This window comes from Zymomonas mobilis subsp. pomaceae ATCC 29192 (assembly GCF_000218875.1).
In the GTDB taxonomy this organism is placed as follows: Bacteria; Pseudomonadota; Alphaproteobacteria; order Sphingomonadales; family Sphingomonadaceae; genus Zymomonas; species Zymomonas pomaceae.
On the sequence record NC_015709.1, the window covers coordinates 134,804 to 153,879 of the forward strand.

General features: G+C 43.3%; 14 protein-coding genes. 11 read left to right on the top strand and 3 right to left on the bottom strand.

Features of this window, described 5'->3' with window-relative positions; genetic code table 11:
* The first annotated feature begins 73 nt into the window (after positions 1–73).
* The 9 genes from ZYMOP_RS00625 (at position 74) to ZYMOP_RS00660 (ending at position 13,202) form a co-directional block, all read left to right on the top strand.
* Positions 74–805 (top strand): N-formylglutamate amidohydrolase, encoded by a 732-nt coding sequence (locus ZYMOP_RS00625; protein WP_013933424.1) that lies wholly within the window; start codon positions 74–76, stop codon positions 803–805.
* A 377-nt stretch (positions 806–1,182) separates the two neighbouring features.
* On the top strand, positions 1,183–1,311 hold the full coding sequence (locus ZYMOP_RS09400; protein ID WP_013933425.1) for a dihydroxy-acid dehydratase domain-containing protein: 129 nt from the start codon (positions 1,183–1,185) through the stop codon (positions 1,309–1,311).
* A 113-nt stretch (positions 1,312–1,424) separates the two neighbouring features.
* On the top strand, positions 1,425–2,879 hold the full coding sequence (locus ZYMOP_RS00630) for a bifunctional ADP-dependent NAD(P)H-hydrate dehydratase/NAD(P)H-hydrate epimerase (protein ID WP_041581831.1): 1,455 nt from the start codon (positions 1,425–1,427) through the stop codon (positions 2,877–2,879).
* Entirely contained in the window at positions 2,876–4,069 is a 1,194-nt protein-coding gene (locus tag ZYMOP_RS00635) for a class I SAM-dependent RNA methyltransferase (protein ID WP_013933427.1), read from the top strand. Before ZYMOP_RS00630 ends, ZYMOP_RS00635 begins: the two co-directional genes overlap by 4 nt.
* Before the next feature lie 68 nt (positions 4,070–4,137).
* The gene (gene hisI, locus ZYMOP_RS00640) at positions 4,138–4,512 is read left to right on the top strand and encodes a phosphoribosyl-AMP cyclohydrolase (protein ID WP_013933428.1); all 375 of its coding nucleotides are present in this window, start codon (positions 4,138–4,140) and stop codon (positions 4,510–4,512) included.
* 29 nt (positions 4,513–4,541) lie between these two features.
* The gene (locus ZYMOP_RS00645; protein ID WP_013933429.1) at positions 4,542–5,270 is read left to right on the top strand and encodes a response regulator transcription factor; all 729 of its coding nucleotides are present in this window, start codon (positions 4,542–4,544) and stop codon (positions 5,268–5,270) included.
* The gene (locus tag ZYMOP_RS00650; protein ID WP_013933430.1) at positions 5,267–6,691 is read left to right on the top strand and encodes an ATP-binding protein; all 1,425 of its coding nucleotides are present in this window, start codon (positions 5,267–5,269) and stop codon (positions 6,689–6,691) included. The genes ZYMOP_RS00645 and ZYMOP_RS00650 overlap by 4 nt, the downstream gene beginning before the upstream one ends.
* Entirely contained in the window at positions 6,691–9,009 is a 2,319-nt protein-coding gene (locus tag ZYMOP_RS00655) for an autotransporter assembly complex protein TamA (protein WP_013933431.1), read from the top strand. The genes ZYMOP_RS00650 and ZYMOP_RS00655 overlap by 1 nt, the downstream gene beginning before the upstream one ends.
* Positions 9,009–13,202 (top strand): translocation/assembly module TamB domain-containing protein, encoded by a 4,194-nt coding sequence (locus ZYMOP_RS00660; RefSeq protein ID WP_013933432.1) that lies wholly within the window; start codon positions 9,009–9,011, stop codon positions 13,200–13,202. Before ZYMOP_RS00655 ends, ZYMOP_RS00660 begins: the two co-directional genes overlap by 1 nt.
* On the opposite strand, the gene ZYMOP_RS00665 is transcribed toward ZYMOP_RS00660, so the two are convergent.
* Positions 13,199–14,476, bottom strand: a complete 1,278-nt coding sequence (locus tag ZYMOP_RS00665) for an N-succinylarginine dihydrolase (RefSeq protein ID WP_013933433.1) — start codon at positions 14,474–14,476, stop codon at positions 13,199–13,201. The two genes, ZYMOP_RS00660 and ZYMOP_RS00665, sit on opposite strands and share 4 nt — an antisense overlap.
* Before the next feature lie 116 nt (positions 14,477–14,592).
* Between ZYMOP_RS00665 and nagZ the strand changes: the two genes are divergently transcribed.
* Positions 14,593–15,624, top strand: a complete 1,032-nt coding sequence (gene nagZ, locus ZYMOP_RS00670) for a beta-N-acetylhexosaminidase (RefSeq protein WP_013933434.1) — start codon at positions 14,593–14,595, stop codon at positions 15,622–15,624.
* A 25-nt stretch (positions 15,625–15,649) separates the two neighbouring features.
* On the opposite strand, the gene ZYMOP_RS00675 is transcribed toward nagZ, so the two are convergent.
* Complete coding sequence (locus tag ZYMOP_RS00675; RefSeq protein WP_013933435.1) at positions 15,650–15,958, bottom strand: putative quinol monooxygenase; 309 nt, start codon at positions 15,956–15,958, stop codon at positions 15,650–15,652.
* A gap of 28 nt (positions 15,959–15,986) precedes the next feature.
* Complete coding sequence (locus ZYMOP_RS00680) at positions 15,987–16,880, bottom strand: glucosamine kinase nucleotide-binding domain-containing protein (RefSeq protein ID WP_013933436.1); 894 nt, start codon at positions 16,878–16,880, stop codon at positions 15,987–15,989.
* Between the two features lie 197 nt (positions 16,881–17,077).
* Between ZYMOP_RS00680 and ZYMOP_RS00685 the strand changes: the two genes are divergently transcribed.
* Entirely contained in the window at positions 17,078–19,027 is a 1,950-nt protein-coding gene (locus ZYMOP_RS00685) for a CocE/NonD family hydrolase (RefSeq protein WP_013933437.1), read from the top strand.
* Positions 19,028–19,076: the final 49 nt, after the last annotated feature.

A 19,076-nucleotide genomic window follows, 5' to 3' on the forward strand; every position in this document is an offset into this window, starting at 1 on the left:
ACTATCTATATTAATAGATTATCTTTTTGCAAAATATTATTTTATATTAAAAATTTTAAAAAGGAAGTAATCTATGGCCTATCAGCCTTGGCAGGATATTGAAGGGGCTGATCCTTCCATTTTAATTATCGCAGATCACGCCTCCGCCTTTATTCCAGATGATATTAATTTGGGAATAGAGGCTGCTTTATATGACGAGCATGTCGCACTCGATAAAGGCATACAATCTTTAGGCATAAAATTATGTCAGACTTTAGATTGTCGTGGTATCTTTGCAATGCAGTCCCGTTTAATTGTTGACCTTAATCGAGAAGAAAACGACATTTTGGGTATGATACCCGCTGTTTCCGATGGATATGTTATTCCTGGAAATACAGGCCTTAAAGCCGAGGAAAGACAGCAGCGCTTAGAACGCTTTTATTATCCCTATCATCAGCATATTGCTGAAAAAATTAAAATTCAGCGCCCCAAACTTATTATTTCTCTTCATAGTTTCACGCCCTGTCTAAGAAGCAACATGGATTGTTATCGTCCTTGGCATGTGGGTTTGCTCTATAATAATGATGACCGCGCGACCCAGATTGCGATCCCGCTTTTTAAGAAGACATCCTTAAAAATAGGCGAGAATGAGCCTTATTCGGGACGTATCTTAAATGCTACTATGAATCGGCATGCTGAAGCGAATAATATTCCCTATTTGGTCTTGGAAATCAGACAAGATACTATAAAGAATGAGCAAGAAATAGAAAATTGGCGTGTATTATTAGAAGATATTATAAAAGAAACTATAAAAAAACTCGCTTGATTGGTCGAGAGAGGTTTTATTTTTTCAGATAGTTCAAAAATTTAAAGGCTGAATATTCCCTAAATTTGGTTTATTCAGCAAGGCTGAAATGTTACTCTTGTCTCCATTGTTGGACGATGGGTGTAAATAAATAAAAATGGAACACTCCTTATCGCAATTGACCGTATAAGTAAGGATAGGGGCTTGTAAAATATAATATTTGATGCACAAGCTGAATTATGTTGAAATAATGTCGAACCAAAAGTGATATATTATAATATTTTAATCTTACGATGATTATCGAGCCTGCTAAGTCAATTTTCTAGAGGCAGGGCTTAGATAAGAAATTAAGCATCTTCCTGGTATCTTTTTTGGATTAAGCAATTCGGCCAGTTCCCATGGAAACCACAGAATACGGATTGATCACGCTTGTTGAAGAGGGTGACATAATTCATATTGATGCTAATAAAGACACTATTGATCTTGATGTACCGGAAAATGTGTTAGCAGAACGCCGTAAAAACTGAATACCGCATAAAATGCGTTGTATTCAGTATTTATCGAGCTTTGTTATCAATAGGTTAGCTCGCTTGTTTGGGGGCTATAACGCATTCCGGTGCCAAAGGTGAGCACCATGTCTATACCGATCTCTGAGTTAAAAAAATTGCCCGGTCATGACCAAGAGGTCATGGCATTATCGCCTAATCCTCGCCCGATTTTATCTTTAAAAGAAATGCGGGCAGCCGAAATGGCAGCAATGAAGCGGGGTGCTTCTGTCGATGATTTAATGGAAAAGGCAGGCAAGGTCGCGGCTGAAATAGCGAAATGCTTTTCAGGTAGTATGCCTACTTTAATTTTATGTGGCCCTGGCAATAATGGCGGTGATGGTTATGTTGTAGCCCGCTATTTATCTGAATGGGGTATTCCGATTTCGGTGGCAGCCCTTAGTGAGCCGAAGACAGAAGCCGCTAAAAAAGCGCGATCTCTTTATAAGGGTAAAGTTGTCCCTTTGGATGAGGCAGAGCCTGCACCTTTATTAATCGACGCTTTATTTGGTGTTGGCATGTCTCGTCCCCTGGATGAAACGCTTATATCCCGACTGAAAATATTGGCCAAAGCGGCCAGTTTACGGATAGCGATCGATGTTCCAAGTGGTATTAATACCGATAATGGTGAATTATTATCCGATATTCCGTCTTTTGATCTGACGATTGCTATTGGTGCCTTAAAACCTGCCCACCGCTTGGAACCCGCCGCAACCCTTTGCGGTCGTGTCGCCGTGGGCGATATAGGTTTAATATTACCTAAACCTAGCCTTATGGAAATTGCTAAACCTTGCTTGGCGGCGCCAACAGCGTCTGATTATAAATATAGTCGTGGCTATGTTGCAGTCACGGCAGGGGCTATGGCGGGTGCCTCTCTGTTATCGGCTACCGCAGCACAACGGGCAGGGGCAGGGTATGTTGCCTTGTTTGGAGGCGAAACAAATGCCGGAACTATGGCGCTTGTTCACCGTTCATGGAGCCGAGAGGCTTTAGCGGATGAACGCATTAATGCATTGGTTATCGGCCCGGGTCTCGGGCGGGACGAATTGGGATGGCAACGTCTCTCCATGGCGCTTGATACGTCTCACCCTCTGATTCTTGATGCGGATGCGTTATTTCTTTTGAAACGCGAAGGATTGGATTGTCTTCGCAATATTCATCAACCAACTATTATGACCCCGCATGAAGGCGAATTTCAGCGCTTATTTAGTGGTATTGATGGCGATAAGTTGACCCGCGTAAAGAAAGCCGCGGCTTTATCTGGGTTGGTGGTCGTTTTAAAAGGCGCTGATACAGTTATTGCAACGCCTGATGGTCGTGCGGCTATTTCACAACCTGCCGTGTCATGGCTTGCCAATGCGGGTACGGGTGATGTGCTGTCCGGTATTTGTGGCGCAATGTTAGCGCGTGGTCTGGAACCTTTTGAGGCTGCTTGTGCTGCCGTCTGGTTACATAGTGAAGCGGCACGTCTTGCGGGTCCTGCCATGATTGCCGATGATTTGATTGAACATGTGCGTTCTGCTCTTATTGAAGTGACTGTTACAGTATGAATGAAGTTATCCGGCTAGCCTCTAAAGGGGATGGTGTAACCGCTGACGGACAATTTATCCCTTATTCTGTCCCGGGTGATTATGTGGATGAAGAGGGTGTTTTAATAAAAGGCCCTCACCACGTAGCCCCGGTTTGCAGTCATTTTCCTGTCTGTGGAGGATGTCGTCTTCAATATGTCGATGACACAGTTTATAAGGTTTTTTTGAAAGACCGGATTGCAGAAGCTTTTCACCAGCAAGGGCTTTCTACCCCTTTACTAAGAGAAACCTATCTCTCCCCCGCCTATAGCCGCCGTCGGGTTTCTCTCCGTGCTTTCAAGGCCGGTAAAAAATTAACGCTGGGCTATAATAAAATGGCCAGTCATCAACTTATCGATATTAAGGAATGTCCTTTATTAGAGGATAAACTCTTTCAGGCCATTGCTGATTTGCGGCCTTTCCTGCAAAAATGGTTAAAACCGCGTAGTCTTGCTCAGATTGAAATGACGGTAGCAGATCAAGGCATTGATTGTCTCATTGCAATGCCTTTTCCTGAATCCTTAGAAGCCACAGAAGCGGTAACTATTTTTGCTCAGGAAAAAGCTTTCGCCCGTTTGTCTATTGATCAAGGCTATGGGCCGGAAACCCGTTGGGAACCTGAGCCTGTAACCGTCACTTTAAGTGGCGTGCGTGTTGATTTACCTAGTCATATGTTTTTACAGGCTACTAAGGATGGTGAACAGGCTCTCGTCACAGCGGTAAAGGAAGCCGTAGGGTCATCGGAAATTATTGCTGATCTTTTCTCGGGTCTAGGCACATTTGCTTTAGCGATGCCAGAAAAAGCGCGCGTCTATGCGGCCGAAGGATTAAGAGATGCCACTTTGGCTTTGAAAAAAGCAGCAGGACGAGCAGGAAAAAGCGTTTTTGTTGAACATCGTGATCTTTTTAGACGACCCTTACAAGAACAAGAGTTAAGCCGTTTCGATTGTATTATACTTGATCCGCCGCGTGCGGGTGCCAAAGAACAAATACCGGCCTTAGCGAAATTACCTAAAGGACGGCTGGTCTATGTATCCTGTAATCCAGCAACTTTTGCACGGGATGCACAAGGATTATTAGCTGCAGGTTGGCAATTGTCATGGGTTATTCCTGTCGGACAGTTTCATTGGTCTCTTCATGTCGAAATGGTGGGCTACTTTAGTAAAGGATAATTTCTTTACTTTTAATATCTGCAAATTTTTCTTTCATTCCGTTAAGTTAAGAAGATAGGGTTATAAACATGCAACCTACCCGTGATAGCGGTTATACGCTTGACCCTTGTTGGGACGAAAAAGGGTTAATCACAGCGATTTTAACAGATGCGACAAGCGGACTATTGTTAATGGTTGCTCATATGAATAAAGAAGCTTTTGAGCGTAGTATTGCGACACAAGAAGCGCATTTCTGGTCCCGTTCCCGTCAAAAATTATGGCGTAAGGGCGAAGAATCCGGTCATGTCATGAAAATACAGGAGATCCGGATTGATTGCGATCAGGATGCTTTATGGTTAAAAGTCATTCCGATGGGGCCAGCTTGTCATACTGGTGCCAAAAGTTGCTTTTACCGGCGTATAGAACATGAACATTTAGTGCCTGTTCCAGAGGATAAAATATAAAATCTGACAGGACAATTAGGGGAAAAGGCATGGCTAGTCAGACGATTATGATCGTCGAAGATGATGCGTCTTTACGGGCTTTGATTGCTCGTGTGCTCAAGGAGAACGGCTATGCACCCTGTCCTGTTGGGTGCGGTGAAGAAATGTGGGAAGAATTAAAAGATCGGGATGTCGATCTTATTCTTATGGATGTTATGTTGCCAGGAAAAAACGGATTGGATCTGACGCGTGAGCTGAGATCTAACAGCCATTATATGGCAATACCCGTTGTTTTTCTGAGTGCGCGGGATGACGAAACCGATCGAGTCGTCGGCCTTGAGTTAGGTGGTGATGACTATATTCCCAAACCATTTGGGAAAAAGGAATTGGTCGCAAGGGTGCGTGCCGTATTACGGCGCAGCCAAATTGGTAAGGATGTTGAAGAACCAATCTCTAAAAGTCATCTTATTCGCTTTGAGGGTTGGGTGCTTGATCCAGATCGTCGAGAGCTTCACTCTCCGACAGGGGCAGGGGTTGAACTCTCTGGGGCGGAATTCGATTTACTTTTATCTTTTTCCCAACATGCGCAAAGAGTTATCGGGCGAGAACGACTGTTAGAATTATCTCGTAGCCGTTTGAGTGAAGCTTCTGATCGTAGCATTGATGTCTTGGTCAGCCGGTTACGACGTAAGCTTTCAGGTCAACCCGGTTCGAGCGATATGATTCGAACTATTAGGGGTGTTGGCTATATGTTTACTGTACCGGTTGTACAAGATTGAAGGGTTTTATTAACCTTTTTCGTCAGCTTTCGCCCGGGTTAATCGGGCGGATTGCTGTCGTTCTTTTAGTAACGATGCTGCTTGAACTTGTGCTGAGCCTCGTTTTTTCTGAAGAGGCTAGCCAATTAACCTATGTTGCCGATGCAACGCAATCTATTGCCGATCGCGTTTTAATTGCCCATCGTGTTATCAATCAAGAACAACCTTTTCAACGCCCTGCTATTGCGAATAATTTTTCTAACCGGAATATTCAATTTTTGTGGTCACCGACACAAAGGGCGCATAGCCCTAAAGAAAACAATAGCCATTTACTAGATTTGATTCAGGGACAAATTTTAAGCCGCAACCCTCGGATATTACAGTCTGACATTCACATTGATCTTACCAAAAAATTAGGACGTGATAGCCTGTTAGGTCAGATTCGTTTATCTGATAAAAGTTGGCTGGTTTTTCAGACATTTGTCCCTAATCTTGCCGCACCTTGGCTGACCAATCGTTTGACTACCGGCCTTATCTTAATGATCGGGGCTGGTTTGGTCGGATGGATGATTATTCAAGCCTTTGTAACGCCCCTTCGTTCTTTGTCTCAGGCTGTTGCGAAAGTTGGTGATGGGAAGCCACATTTGTTTCGTGAAACAGGACCGCAGGAATTGCGGCATGTCGCTCATGCTTTCAATCAGATGCAAGCACGTATTGATCATATGCTACGTGAAAGAACAGAAATGCTGGCTGCCGTCAGCCATGATTTAAGGACACCTTTGGCTCGTTTACAGCTAAGAGCTGGTTTCATTGAAGAAGATGATATTCGTGAACCGATAGAAGCCGATCTCCATGAAATGGAGGCGATGTTAAAATCGGTCTTACAATTTTTAAGAGGGGATCAGGATCCCGAGTTACAGCGATTAACCGATATTACGGCTATCATTGAGACGTTGGTTAATGCGGCCAAGGATGCTGGAAAATCGGTCGTTTATAGAGGGCCTTCGCATTATGATGTTATGATACGCCCGCTTTTGATGAAACGCGCTATTGGAAACTTGATCGAAAATGCAGTGCATTATGGAAAACAAGCGATAGTTAGTTTTCATATTACTGAAAAGGGTGTTTATATTCGAGTCGATGACAACGGCCCAGGTATTCCGCCAGAACAAATTCATTATGTGCTTCAGCCTTTTCGGCGGTTAGATTCCGCTAGACAAAGGAATACGGCAGGTCTTGGTTTAGGCTTAGCCACCGTAGACCGTACAGTTATACGGGAAGGGGGGCAGCTTTTTCTGACTAATCGTGATGAAGGTGGACTGCGCGCAGAAATCTTTTTGCCAACCCATCATAACAAAGATAAAGATACTAAAAAAGAAGGGGGGAATGGTTATTATTTTTCAGCTCGAAAAGGGTTGGGGCTGCTTCGTCGGTCGAAATAATGTTGCCTAAATATAGCGTGCGCCATTCTTTACGACGTTTGTGTTTAGTAGGGGTCGGATTGTTTTCATCCTCTATTTACGCGGAACCTTCACAACCTGTCACATCTGAAACAGATAAAACTGTGCCGCTAGTGAATAAGAGCACGAGTGATCCCTTTGATGAATCTTTTTTTTCTTCTTTACCGTCTTTGTCCAAATCGGTCTTACCTGCCGATAGGCCAGAAGCCCCCCTATCTGAAAAGAGTGATGGTTCTGCGCCTTTACTAAAAAACACACTTCCCTCAACCCCGCAGACAGTTTCCAACGAGCAAATTTCTAAAAAATCTACGGTAGTATCGAATGCCAGCCCTGCCTCTGGAACAGAAAATCTTCAAAAAACAGCCGTGCCGAGCTCAGAAAAATCTGTAAATACCGAGACTTCAGGGAATAATCAGGCTGATATTAATAATGTTAATGTCCTAGCCGCTGATTTAAAGGCAGATAAAGATAATCCGATAAAATTAGATCCGGCTTTATCTCAACCTTTGCCCGATATTGCCAATGTCACCCCCGATACCAATCAACATCTTGTGATTGCGAAAGATACGCGTGATATTCACTATAAAGTATCTGTGAATGGGCTTGAGGATATTGACGTTAACAACGCCTTTAAAACCTATTCTGTCCTGCTTTCTAATAAGAATAAAGCCGATAGTTTATCGGTTATTGGAGCACGAGCTGCAAGTGATCGTAACTTAATAGAACGTATTTTGCGATCACAAGGCTATTATGACGGGACATCTTCTTTAACTATAATGCCCGCTGATAAAGGAAGATATAACGTTCAGTTTAAAACAGATCCAGGGGCACTTTACCGATTAGATAAAATTGAAATTACTGGAAGTAGCGGTATCCCCCTTAAAATTGCACGCCAAGCGTTAAATCTTGAACGTGGAGACCCCATTATTGCTGACAAGATTGAAATGGCTGAAAACAATGTGGCCTTAACGTTACCTCATCAAGGCTATCCTTTCGCTAAAATAGGTGATCGCAGCATTTTACTGGATGGTGATACCCATAAAGGCGACTATACTTTGCCCATTGATGTGGGTCCTCTTGGATATTACGGTAATATTATTGTTAGTAACAACAAACATGTTGTTTTAAGTGCTACACATATTGCTCATATGGCTCGCTTTAAGCAAGGGCAGCGTTATGATGGCCGTATGATCGATGATCTACGGCAGGCCTTGGCCGCGACCAGTCTGTTTTCGCATGTGTCGGTTGAACCTATTCATACTGGTAGAAAAACAGAGGACGGTAGCGAAATTGTTGACTTGGATGTGCGTCAGGGACGAGGGAAAAAACACAGTATTGCGGTTACAGGTGGATACGGCACCGGAGAAGGCTTTAAAGCACAAGGCAGCTGGACTAACCGGAATTACTTACCGCCGGAAGGCGCTTTAACTTTTTCAGGTATTCTTGGCACGCGTCAACAGCAGTTATCGGCATTATTTATTCGTAATAATGCCGGTCTTAGAGATCGTGTTATTCAACTAGGGTTGACCGCAGGGCGGGAAAGATATGATGCCTATAATGGTTATAGTTTCTCTTTAGGAGGGAGCTTGTCGCGTCAATCTACCCAGATATGGCAAAAGCGCTGGACTTATTCCATTGGAGCCGAATTAACCCAAACGAATGAACGCAGTTATAATTTTTCACGCGGTGAACGTTTGACGAATTCCTATCTAATTGCGGCCTTACCCAGCCAGCTTGGGTATGATCGTTCCAATAATCTGATGAATCCGACTAAAGGCTATCGCCTGAATCTACGCTTAAGCCCTGAAACATCTATTGGCTCTGGCTTAAGGGGCTATATGCGTATGATTTTTGATGCGAGCGGTTATTATCCGATTGTAGATAACGTCGTCGTGGCTGGTCGTGTTCGTGTTGCCTCTATTGAAGGGGCAAATGTTCAAGAAATCGCGCCTTCTCGACGGATGTATGCGGGCGGCGGCGGTTCCGTTCGCGGTTATGGGTACCAACAATTAGGACCAAAAGATCCTTACAATGATGCTGTTGGCGGATTATCTGAAGAAGAATTAGCGTTTGAAGTGCGTTATCGTTTTGGTAATTTTGGCATTGTGCCTTTTATTGATGCCGGTCAAGTGTATGAGGATTCGCTTCCCACCTTCCATAATTTACGTTTTGGTACGGGGATAGGGGGGCGTTATTATACCGCTTTTGGGCCATTTCGTGTTGATCTCGCGACTCCTATTGCCCGTCAACCGGGAGAATCGCGTATTTCTGTCTATGTCTCGATTGGTCAGGCCTTCTGATGGCTGATAATGATAAAAAATCGGATCAACAAGGTGATGGAAAGCCCGCTTCAGAATCGCTACCTGATTCTACAAGTCCGAATTCAGTTCATCAAGAAGCCGAAACTATACCTTCTTATGATGAGGCGAATAAAGAATCTCCTTACAAAACAGAGAAAAAATCTTCTGTTATTGGTCGTATTTGGCGTTTTGTGGAATGGAGTATAGCCTTATTTTTTGGTGTTTTGCTTATAGCAATATCCCTGATCTTTTTCATAGATACCCCCACCGGACATCGTTTGATTGTTCACTATGTGAATAGCTATACGGCCCCTTCCGGTTTAAAAATAAAACTTCGTCGTATTGATGGCTCTATCTACAAGGCTGTGCGTCTGATTGATGTGGAAGGTTATGATCGGCAAGGCCGGTTTATCGAAATACCTTCAGTCTTTATACGCTGGCAGCCGCTTGATTATCGCTACGGTGTTATTACAATCAATAATCTACACGCAGCCTTAATAAACCTTGAAAGAAAGCCTATATTAAAATCGACAGCCTCCAAGCCAAACGAACCACTTTTGCCGGATATTCATCTTAATCTTGATCATCTAGCGCTTGATCAGATTAATATGGCCAAGAATTTAACGGGGGAAAAGCATCGGTTGCATTTATCGGGTAGTTTTGCGCTTGTAAAAGGGCAAATTACTATCAAGGCAGACGCCGGCGCCGATAGAGGCCTCGGTATAAGTGGCGGTGATAAACTATCTTTACAGCTGGATGCCAAGCCCGCGGCTAATCTTTTACGGTTGGATGCCCATTTACAAGCCCCCGTCGGCGGCTTGGTGGAAAGCGTAATGCATCTTGGAAAAGCAATACGATTAGATGCTGGAGGTAAAGGGGATTGGCAAGATTGGCAAGGCTATGTGGATGCCCAATCTGGTGACAAAAAACTATTACAATGGAATATCCACAATAAAAAAGGGGCTTTTCATCTTTATGGCTTGGCCTATCCGGGGGAAATTTTACCGCCGGAATCTAGCCTACAGCCTCTTTTAAAAGAGGGTTTGAAGTTAAATTTCACGACCCATTCCAATAAAAATATTATTGATATTAACGGCAATATCCTAGCGAAAACTTTCCGTTTGACGGTGTTAGGGGGTATCGATTGGGATGCCAGCCGTTTTAATAATATGGCTATTAATCTGGATGTTCCAGATAGCCATAAAATTATAGCGGATAGTGAAAGTAAAGGTCTTAGTCTTTCTTCCGTTTTATCGGGTCCCTTAAAATCCCCGATTGCTGACTGGCGTTTAAAGGCAGATCGTCTTGGTTGGCAGGGTAAAAATGCAGAAACCGTTACCGCTAGTGGGACGATGCTTATTGATCGCACCAATTTATCTATGCCGCTTGGTTTCTCTGTAAAAAAAGTAACAGGTATTGATAGTCGTATCGCTAATTTACTGGATAATCTGAAAGTTAATGGCGCCATTAGTTACGGTAATCAGATATTACATGTTGACCATGCAACCATCAAAAGTCGTTATATCCATGCTAACACAACGCTCGTAGCTGATTTTTTTCATAAAACTTGGCGGGCGGCCATTAAGGGCGGTATCGATTCTTATCTTATGGAAGGTATAGGACGATTAAGTCTGGCTATTGATAGCCATGTACAACCTGAAAAAGGGGGATTTGGCATGGCAGGGCAGCTGACTTTAACGGGGCGCAACTGGGAAAAGCCTGCAGTAAATAATTTTTTTGGCGGGGAGGCCGTTTTACGGACAGATATGACGGCTAATGCCTCTGGTTTTCTTCATATGCCACGCTTTAGTCTGGCGTCTCCTGCTTTTCATCTCGACGGTAATGGTCATTATCAGCCCAATGGGATCATAGGTCTCTTTGTTAGAGGTAATTCTAAGGCTTATGGGCCCGTTAGCCTTGATGTAGGGGGATCCCTTACGCATCCTACGCTTAACGCTGCTTTGCTGGGTTTTACGCTGAAAGGCCATCTTAATCAGGCAAAAAATAATATTTATCTTGGACAGTTTGACCTGAATGGACGAGGCCTTAACGGTAGCATCAATCTTGTCGAAGATCAGTCTGTGCAGGGTATTAATGCCGATATTAACGCAGAAAAAGCCCATTTTGTTTATGGTCAATCTTTAGACATCGGTAGCGGACGTCTGAGAGGAAAAGTTCTTTTCTTCTCAGATCCGTTTTTCCAAGCAGAAGCGCAATTAAACGATGTTCATTATAGTACGGTTACGCTGAAACAGGTGGCAACACGCCTTCGTTATCAAAAGGAACAGGGGGAGGGCGGTGTTACACTACAGGGCGTCATACCTAATAATTCGACCCCTATGAATTTTAGTATGGCGGCCCACGCGACCCTTGATCATGATCTTATTCGGGCCAATGCCACGGGTAATCTCGCCCATCTTAATTGGCGGCTGGCGGCCCCTTTGGAAATAAAATCGGATAAAAACGGCTATAATTTATCAAAAACCTCTCTTATTCTACCAAAAGGCCATATTGATTTTTCAGGGCATTATGGACCACAGAATAAGCATGGCCAAATTGAAATAGCCGATATTGATATTTCTGAGGCCAATCTATTATGGCCAGAAACTAATCTGAATGGGCAGTTGTCTGCCTTTGTTGATGCGAGTTTAGTAGGCGATGTGCCCACAGCCTCTGCTCGTTTAGCTTTAAATCATTTCACGCATGTTTCGATTGTTGGACTATCGCAGCCTGTCGATTTGATGATGGTCGCTAATCTTAATAAGACAGGCTTTTTATCAGAAGCGGTTATCCGTCAAAATCAGGATTTAATTGGTCAAATGCGGCTGGGTCTAGAGACAAATCCGACGGTTATAAGGCAAAAATCGGATTGGTTTGAACCTTTTAGAAAAGGTCGTTTGAATGGTGGTATCCGTTATAACGCCGATGCTGATATTTTATGGTCTATGGGGGGTATTAGTGGTCAGAATTTACGAGGTCCATTAGCGATTGCAGCAGACATCTCGGGACAACTGGAAAAACCTATTTTGACGGGCGTTATTCATGGTCGTCAGCTACGTTATGAAAACAGCGCCTATGATACCTTAATTTCGGCGATTGATATGGATGGTCGTTTTGATCAATCCAAATTCTTTCTAGATAATTTGAACGCCAAGGCTGGAAAAGGGCATATCTCAGCGAAAGGCTATGCCAGTCTTGATGCGGCTAGCGACTATGATTCTGCGCTTGATGTCGTTTTTGATAAAGCGTCTTTAGCCCGTTCTGATCAGGTAAAATCAACCGTTTCCGGTAATTTGAGTGTCAAAACCAATCGTAAGCAGGGCGGTTCTATTAAGGGGGATTTGAGTCTACCTGAAACGCGCTATCGTTTTGTATTAGACGATAATAATTCAGTCCATGATTTGGCTGGTGTCACCAGAAAAGGCCAAATTGATACGGCAGTTACAAATCCCCCCGAAAAAACCAATATGTTAGCTTCCTCATGGAAGCTCGATATTCGTGTGCATGCGCCTGAACATTTGTTTGTAGCCGGTATGGGATTGGAATCTGAATGGGAAGCTGATCTACGTGTTCGGGGAACGGCGATAGCACCGCTTATCACTGGCGATTTACGCATTATTCGCGGAACTTATACTTTTGCTGGTCGCCGCTTTGATATTACTCACGGCGAAATCCAATTTAATGGCGGGAATCCCCCTAATCCGACCCTTGATATTTCAGCCGAAGCGACCGTAGATGATATTACGGCAACCGTTAATATCAGCGGTTTTGCTAATCATCCAGAAATCACTTTTAGTTCAACACCCACATTACCACAGGATGAAATCTTATCACGCCTGTTGTTTGGTTCTTCTGTAACGACCTTGTCACCTGTGCAAGCTATTCAATTAGCTTCGGCGTTAAATACCTTAAGAACAGGGGGTAAAGGGTTTGATCCTCTGGATAAACTCCGTTCCGTAATCGGTATTGATCGGCTGAGAGTGGTAGGGGCTGATAGCACTACCGGACAAGGCACCTCTTTGGCTGCTGGAAAATATTTATTTAAAAATGTTTATATGGAAGTGATTACGGATACGCATGGTTTTGCTGTAACTCAAATTCGCGTTTCCTTGACCAGAACACTATCTATTTTGAGTCAAGCAAGCAGCTTTTCTTCCTCTAATATCAGTTTGCGCTATGCCAAAGATTATTAACCCAACCAGTTAATAAGTGCCCAATGCGCTTTCACAGCTGTTTTCCATAGATCAGGGTTGATCAAATCATCGGGTAACAGCCGTTCAGGCCAGAATTCTTCGACTAAACAGCAAAGCTGACCCCATCGTTCTTCATTCAAAATGTAGCGTTGATCGACGGCGGCCAGAGCTTTTTTTGATAAAGGAACCCGTAAACGAAGACAGGCTGGTCCTCCACCATTGGCCATGCTTTCATGAACATCAACAACAATAGCCTGGCTGATAGGGTTATTGCCTTTGATAATGGTTTCTACGACCTGCCAAACGGCTGGGTCAGCCTTGACTTCCCGAGGCAGAATAATCGCCATTTGATTATCAGGAAGCGTTACGATCTGGCTATTAAAAAGGTAACTTTTAATAGCCTGTTCTAGACTGATGCTATCAATAATAAGGGGAATAAAACCTTCAACATGTTGTGCCATACGGTCAAGCCAGACGTCTTGATCTTCAAAGGCTTCTGCATGGGCTAGCAAAACATATTCATTAGCAACGGCAACGACATCATTGTGGAAGGCTCCCTTAGCAATCGCCTCAGCTTTTTGAGGAATAAAATAATTTTTATCAAAAGGAAGGCTACTTAATCGTGCGACGGCTTGGCTCGCTCGGCGGTTTTGTCTTTCTGGATAAGGGCCTGAACCTTTTTCACCATAAACAAAAATATTAAGGCCGGATTCTTTATGGGATGGGGTAAGCCGCATGTGGTTAGCAGCGCCTTCATCGCTAAAATGCTGACCGTAGGGTAAGGCGCGATGAACAGCAAAATAACAGCTATCTGAAAAGATACGATTAAGCTGCTGACAGGTAGTTTCTGCCTCTAAACTACGATGAAGCATCGTCGAAAGATTCGCTGTTATAAAGTGAATACGTCCATCCCCGCTATCAGATGCGGCTATAACAGTTGCCGCATTGGCCGCCCACATAGCCGAGGCTGAACATAAAGTGTTGAAGAGGGGACGATCTTCAAGGGCCGCCTTTGTTAGAATTTCTTTATCATTTCCCTTGTAACCAAGATAATGCAGCAAACTGGTCACAGGTCTTAAAGGGGGCAGGAATACGCCTTGCGTTAATCCCAAATCCATCAGGCATTTCATCTTTTTTAGTCCCTGAAGCGCAGCTTGACGGGGATAAGAAGGGGCGCCTGCATGGGCGGTGCTGGCCTTGTTGCCGAGAGATAAACCGGCATAATTATGGGTGGGGCCAATCAGACCGTCGAAATTGACTTCAGCAACAATCATAGTATTCCTTTCTCTTTCTCTCCTTCCATGCCTGTTTTAAGGCGTATAAAGACAAAGAGAGAAATAAACTTCAGCTTTAAGCGTCGGATATTTTTCGGACTTTTGTAGGAAATATAATGAAACCGGTTTTTATCGGCATAGAAGGCCCTCATCTGACGCCACAGGAAAAAATTCTTTTTAAAGAAGTTAATCCCGCTGGTTATATCCTGTTTCAACGCAATATTACAAATCGCATCCAATTGCGCAATTTGACTGATATGTTACATGATATATCCGGATGGAATATCCCTATTTTAATTGATCAGGAGGGCGGACGAGTTGCACGAATGCGTCCACCTATTTGGCCCTCTTTTCCGGCAGCGGGTTGTTTTGATGCACTTTACCAAAAGGCACCCATGACGGCTATTGAAGCCGTAAGAGCCAACACAACAGCGTTAGCCTATCTCTTACAAGATGTCGGTATTAATGTCGATTGTATGCCTTTATTAGATATTCGTGACCCCAAAGGACATAATATCATCGGTGATCGTTCTTTTAGTGATAATCCTGAACAAGTAGCAGCTTTAGGACAGGCTGCTTTAGACGGTCTGGCAACAGGAGGTATCTGTGGCGTTATCAAGCACATTCCTGGTCATGGACAAGCCCAAGTCGATAGTCATAAAATGTTGCCTATTGTTGAGGCAACTCTGACTATCTTAGAACGGGATATTATCCCTTTTCAACGTCTAAAATCAGCAAAAATGGCAATGACCGCTCATGTTATCTATACAGAATGGGACAAAAGAAACTGTGCTACTTATTCACCTTTTGTAATCTGTAAAATCATCCGTCAAAAGATCGGATTTGAAGGGCTGTTAATGTCGGATGACATCGGCATGGAAGCTTTAGAGGGGGATGCGGTCACCCGCGCAACACGCGTTTTAAAAGCAGGTTGCGATGTCGTTCTACATTGCTCTGGGCAGTATGAAGAAATGCATAATATTCTTTACGCAATTGATGACATTTCTTCCGAAGCTTCTAATCGGTTACAACAAGCTACAGCTAGTTTTAAACCTATAGACTTTAACTTTGATAAGCCTGAGGATAAAGCGCATTTTGACGGTTTGATTGCGAAACGGGATGCCTTACTTAGAGTAGGCTCAATATAATTAAAACGATCTACCTTGATTTAATTTAAGAAAGGGCTTCAGGGAAAGGTGTCGAAAAAACAGAAAGAAGAGGTTCTTCTAAAAAACCTTCGAAATCGCTTGCAAGATTTTGAAAAACGTCACTTTTTTCGTGGTTTAAGAAACTGTCATGGTCGCGCCACCGTTCGGTGATGACAAAGCGCGGCGGCTGATTTTTATCAAGACTCATATGGTAAGCGAGACAGCCGTCTTCCAATAGGGATAGTTCAGCATAAGTCATAAGAGCCTGTCCTAAGGCTTGCTGATAGGCAGGCTTGGCCGTAAGAATAGTGACAATATCAATTTCGATTTCCATATCTAATACCCCACATCAGCAATATAGTTTATACCATTGGTTTTATTTTATTTTTTATTTTTGAAAATTCCAAACCTGCTAAAATGAGAGCCCCATCCAGGGCATCCCCTTTTGCTGCCGTTAATTTGTCAGAGATAGTAGAAGAAAGCCAAGGTTTAAAGGCACCAGATAATCCCCCCATAAGACTACATCGGACTACGCCTTTTTCAAAAATAGTGGTGATAAAATTTTCAATATAGCGTACGGCTTGATGAATAATGAGACAAGCTATCGGATCATTTCGGTTGCCTTGCTCCATAACGAGAGGCGCAAAACAGGCATAATCAGCCGGTACAGCCTTATCCATCCAGCTAATAATTTTTGAGGGATTATAAGAGAATTCAGCCATAAGACTTTCTGTTAAAAGGCTTTTCTCTATACGCCCATCATGGCTTCTTAAACTGTAGCGAAGGGCTTCTAGCCCTAACCATGCTCCGCTTGCTTCATCGGAAATAGGAAAACCATAACCACCTAGGGTTTCATTTTTACCTTTAAGGCGAATATGGGCAATACTGCCGGTTCCAATGATCAGAATAGCACCCTCTTTACCTTGATGAGCCCCTATATTGGCAATTTCATCATCGCCTGTATAGCGAACAGAGGCAAAAGGAGAAGCGATAGCTTCTATTTCAGCTTGAAAACCGGGACGTGACAAACCTGCAATACCAAAAGCAACATGCAGATTCTGAAAATCACTGTTTCTTAAATGGGCTATCTTACAGGTTTCTTCGACAATATTCATTAATAACGACCATAAAGCCTTAATACCAATATGAGCATTGGCAGGGCCAGATTGCGCTATCCCTAAAATATGCCCGTCTTGGTCAGTTAATCTCGCTCGACAATGACTACCCCCTGCATCTACACCTAAAAAATAAACCATGCTTTTAATACTCATTTCTTCATTGGAAGGCGGTAACAATTACCTTTTTTCAGATTGATGAAACCCTTTTTCTAAAATAGTATTCTTTTGTTTTTTTAAAAAAATTTAACCAATATAACTATTATAATTTCATATTACGCAAAATTTATAAGGAAGCGCATCTTCCTAAAATAAGATTAGAGCAGGGGGAACGGGTAATGTCATCATTAAAATCAAGGGTAAGCTTAAAGTCAAAACAGGCTTTTCTGTTAGCGAGTATTAGTCTTGGTCTATTGGCAACTATAAAAGCAAGCACGGCTAACGCGCTGGATAGCAATTTATGGCCTGCTAAGGGGGATATACCTGTTCATTTTTCAGCCCCAACCGATGAATATGATTATATAAAAAGAGATATTATGATCCCGATGAGGGATGGTATAAAATTGCACACGGTTATTGTCGTTCCGAAAGAAGGACGCAATTTACCGATTTTATTAACGCGTACCCCTTATAATGCTTCGGGACGGACAAAACGTGCCGATAGCCCTTCGATGTTGGCTACTCTACCAGAAGGTGACGAAGTTTTTGTTCAAGATGGCTATATTCGGGTCTTTCAGGATGTTCGCGGTAAATATGGGTCTGAGGGTGATTATGTCGTAACCCGACCTGTAGTCGGTGACTTGAACCCAACAAAAGTTGACCACACAACCGATGCTTGGGATACTATTGATTGGTTAGTTAAAAATATTCCTGAAACCAATGGGAAAGTCGGCATGATCGGCTCTTCTTATGAAGGTTTTACGGTAGTTATGGCTTTATTAAATCCTCATCCTGCCTTGAAAGTTGCCGCGCCTGAAAGCCCAATGGTCGATGGTTGGATGGGGGATGATTGGTTTCACTATGGCGCTTTTCGCCAAGCCGGTTTTGATTATTTTATAAGTCAGATGACAGCACGCGGGCAGGGTGCTTCTCCGGTACACCCTGCTTATGATGATTACAAAACTTTCCTGAAAACCGGATCAGCCGGTGATTGGGCCAAAAAGAGCGGTATCGACCAGATACCTTGGTGGCAAAGGTTAAGTGCTCATCCTGCTTATGATAAATTTTGGCAGGATCAAGCTTTGGATAAATTGGCCGCTGCGCATCCCTCCAAAGTGCCCACTATGTGGATCCAAGGCCTATGGGATCAAGAAGACATGTGGGGGGCTATTCATAGCTTCGAAGCCTTAAAAATGGTCGGACAGGAAGACCATAATTATCTAGTCATGGGGCCGTGGCGCCATAGTCAGGTTAACTATAATGGTTCTTCGCTTGGGGCTTTAAATTGGAACGGTGATACCGCCTTACAATTTCGGCGTGATGTTTTATTACCTTTTTTTAACCACTATTTAAAAGATCAGCCACAAACACAGATAACACCCAGAGCCTTAATCTATAATACAGGCGAAAATCACTGGGATAGGCTTATGGATTGGCAGACCCCAGCAGAAAAACCCCTAACGCCTCTTTATTTACAAGGACAATCTTCGCTTACCTTTACAAAACCCTCTGATAAGAATGACATTTCTGACCATTATGTTTCTGATCCTAAAACGCCGGTTCCTTATCTGCCTGTACCTATTACTTTTAGCGATTCTGTGCGTTGGAAAAAATGGTTAGTTGAGGATCAACGCTTCGCTTCAAGCCGACCCGATGTTCTAACTTACGAGACTAAAACTTTAGATCATCCGGTTAAGCTGCAGGGCGCACCCTTTGCTAATCTCTTTGCATCGACGACCGGCAGTGATGTTGATTGGGTTGTCAAGCTGATAGATGTTTATCCTGATGAAGTGCCCTCCGATCCTAAAATGGGTGGTTATCAGTTGGCAGTCAGTATGGATATTTTTCGCGGTCGCTATCGTGATAGCTTTGAAAAACCGACCCCAATACCTGCCAATAAAATTCAGCATTATCGTTTCCGATTGCCAGCAGTTAATCACGTCTTTCAGCCGGGGCATCGTATTATGGTACAGATTCAGTCTAGTCTGTTCCCTTTATATGATCGCAATCCACAGCGTTATGTTCAGAATATTATGTTTGCTAAACCTGAAGATTATGTCGCGACGATGGAAACGGTTATGCATTCTGGAGACCATGCTAGTTCTGTAGAGCTGCCTCTTCTTCCTTGAAATAGGCCGTTTTTAACTAGGCAATAAAGCCCGATTTATTGGGCTTTAT

Bases quoted from the DNA above. Each gene is read 5' to 3' on its own strand.
- ZYMOP_RS00625 (WP_013933424.1), top strand. From the start codon at position 74: ATGGCCTATCAGCCTTGGCAGGATATTGAAGGGGCTGATCCTTCCATT.
- ZYMOP_RS09400 (WP_013933425.1), top strand. From the start codon at position 1,183: ATGGAAACCACAGAATACGGATTGATCACGCTTGTTGAAGAGGGTGAC.
- ZYMOP_RS00635 (WP_013933427.1), top strand. From the start codon at position 2,876: ATGAATGAAGTTATCCGGCTAGCCTCTAAAGGGGATGGTGTAACCGCT.
- hisI (WP_013933428.1), top strand. From the start codon at position 4,138: ATGCAACCTACCCGTGATAGCGGTTATACGCTTGACCCTTGTTGGGAC.
- ZYMOP_RS00645 (WP_013933429.1), top strand. From the start codon at position 4,542: ATGGCTAGTCAGACGATTATGATCGTCGAAGATGATGCGTCTTTACGG.
- ZYMOP_RS00655 (WP_013933431.1), top strand. From the start codon at position 6,691: ATGTTGCCTAAATATAGCGTGCGCCATTCTTTACGACGTTTGTGTTTA.
- ZYMOP_RS00660 (WP_013933432.1), top strand. From the start codon at position 9,009: ATGGCTGATAATGATAAAAAATCGGATCAACAAGGTGATGGAAAGCCC.
- ZYMOP_RS00665 (WP_013933433.1), bottom strand. From the start codon at position 14,476: ATGATTGTTGCTGAAGTCAATTTCGACGGTCTGATTGGCCCCACCCAT.
- nagZ (WP_013933434.1), top strand. From the start codon at position 14,593: ATGAAACCGGTTTTTATCGGCATAGAAGGCCCTCATCTGACGCCACAG.
- ZYMOP_RS00675 (WP_013933435.1), bottom strand. From the start codon at position 15,958: ATGGAAATCGAAATTGATATTGTCACTATTCTTACGGCCAAGCCTGCC.
- ZYMOP_RS00680 (WP_013933436.1), bottom strand. From the start codon at position 16,880: ATGGTTTATTTTTTAGGTGTAGATGCAGGGGGTAGTCATTGTCGAGCG.
- ZYMOP_RS00685 (WP_013933437.1), top strand. From the start codon at position 17,078: ATGTCATCATTAAAATCAAGGGTAAGCTTAAAGTCAAAACAGGCTTTT.